Here is a 2081-nt window from a genome sequence, read left to right as displayed (position 1 = left end):
GGTTGGTATTAGTGACAAGGGCTTAAACCTCTTGTTTTAATAACAATTTTACATCACGATATGGAGTTTACACAGAATTTGGGACAGCCTCAAAAAATATTTTTTTCAGGGTTCAAGCACGCTTACGCCAGGCATCTACATGGATGACGGATATTATGGCGAATAACCGAATATACCACATCATGGAAGAGTGATGGCGTCCTTCTTCCAGCAGCCCGTCGATCTTTATGCTTTTGTTGGCCCGTTCGGCAGCTGTGCGCTTGTTATAGATTTGCTTCCATTGAGGTGAACCTCGTTGAGGATCGCAGAACAGCCGTGGATTATCCTTCAGGCTTATATGCACAACACGGCCATAGGTGGATTTGGTACAGCGCTTGTCGCACAGGCATAGTCTTTCAGCGTATTTTGTCTTCGGACAAATATATTTGGCTCTGTGCCGTTTCTTATCAGTGCCATCTGGTTTCATGGGAAGCCCAAGGTAACAGATTGGCACACCGTCATTTCCCACATCATAGTCTTTGTCCTCAGCTGATTTTGTGCCACGAGGGTTCAAGTCTATGAAGGGCGTAATGCCGGTTTTGTTGCACATCTCGTACACAGCGATTGCATCGTGTGCAGAATCAAGGAGCAAAGCGGAAATATTCCAGTCTGCGAAAAACGTCTTGATGCAGGCAAGTCCGTGCAGCATGGCAGGAAGGTCGTGGCGGGAAGCACGCTCCAGGATAGGGAAGACAGGCAATCCGGAGTTAGCATCCGTGAAGAGATAGAGGTTTTCAAATCAGGCTAATTTAGGTTGACAAGTTGTCAAAAATGCATAAAAGAACACCCTCCCGTTTGGTGTAAAATTGCCACCAATTTTTGCTTTTATCTATAAAATTTAGGCAACTTTGCTTAACTGGCCTTCTGCCCAGAATCCACGTTCTTCTAGCAAATCTATGAGTTCCGGCCAGGGCTGACCGGTTAGCAGTTCTACTGGGCTGTAGCCCTTTCTGGATTCTACTCTTGACCTGCGATACTTTTTGGTGTTTAGGTGGAGCTGCACTAGGCTATAAAAATCATTGGAAACATGTTTCTTGATGTTCATATAGGCACGAAGGCGGCTGTTGACATTTTCCACCATGCTGCTGGCCCGCTTTATATATCTGACAATCCTGTCATGCACTTTTTCGGCAGCAGAGAATCTGGCATCTCCAATCACTTCCAGGGCCTGACAAGTGAGTTCTGTGTAAGCATCAGAGTCCTTGGATGTACCCAGCCTGCGGTATAACAAGCGAAAGGCTTCCTCAGGCAGTCCCATTTGCCTAGCTGCCTGCCTGAAGCCGTTGAACAGCCTGCTCAGAAACAGCAACGTTGCGGGCAGCCTGTCATTCAAATGCCAAATTTCTTCGCTGAGCTTGTAAGCCCAGTTATGGTGCCTGGCCACGGCTGCCATTTCATCAAGAACCCACTTCGCAAGCTCAATGACTTCGTCATAATTGTAGCCGCTGAATGAAACCAACTCATGAAGCCAGGAGTATAGGCATTCTATTAGGGACGAAAAAAGGATAAAGCGAATAGTTGCTAGGAGAATACTAATAGATGGAATTCCCCCACAGGAAGCAATAGATGAAGTTACTAAAAGTAGTGAATTGTATAAAAGTCCCAAATGGATGTTTGAATACTGCGAAAACCATGGATTCAAGGTGCCAAAATATGGTCGTCCTCGTCCATGAGGGCATATCATAAATAGTGCCCGTCCCTGGGGGCACGCTGCCGCACACCGCCACGCTTATCACCGCAAAGCCCAGTCTGCCTCCGTCCTCCGATAATGTCCTTACGGCTATCATTGCCGGAACACAGAAGCGGAGGGGAGATAGGGTAGCACCCGTCACCGATAGCCAACATTATCGTAGGACTAAAGACGCTTCACGCTCAAGTCAGCCCTGCGAAGCCCACCGGCCCGCCATCACGGCGGGCCTTTTCCGTTGTCCGTCAAGCAACCTTTAACGTAAGCGGTAAACCATCTGGTGTAGCACGTAAATGAAAAAAGCATGACCGTTCATGGCCATGCTTTTTTACTTACAGTTTTTCTGAACTTCTTC

2 protein-coding genes are annotated in these 2081 nt (G+C 47.3%); both read right to left on the bottom strand.

Annotated elements, in window-relative coordinates:
• Nucleotides 1-112: 112 nt before the first annotated feature.
• Nucleotides 113-739, bottom strand: coding sequence for a hypothetical protein (locus BLW59_RS17005; protein ID WP_217634660.1), 627 nt, complete (start codon nt 737-739; stop codon nt 113-115).
• A gap of 138 nt (nt 740-877) precedes the next feature.
• Complete coding sequence (locus BLW59_RS17000) at nt 878-1498, bottom strand: hypothetical protein (RefSeq protein WP_074699047.1); 621 nt, start codon at nt 1496-1498, stop codon at nt 878-880.
• Between the last annotated feature and the right edge of the window lie 583 nt (nt 1499-2081).

Origin of the sequence: Selenomonas sp. KH1T6, assembly GCF_900108415.1 — a bacterium.
In the GTDB taxonomy this organism is placed as follows: domain Bacteria; phylum Bacillota; class Negativicutes; order Selenomonadales; family Selenomonadaceae; genus Selenomonas_B; species Selenomonas_B ruminantium_A.
Note: the sequence above shows the minus strand (reverse complement) of the source record. Positions and strands in the feature narration are given on the sequence as shown.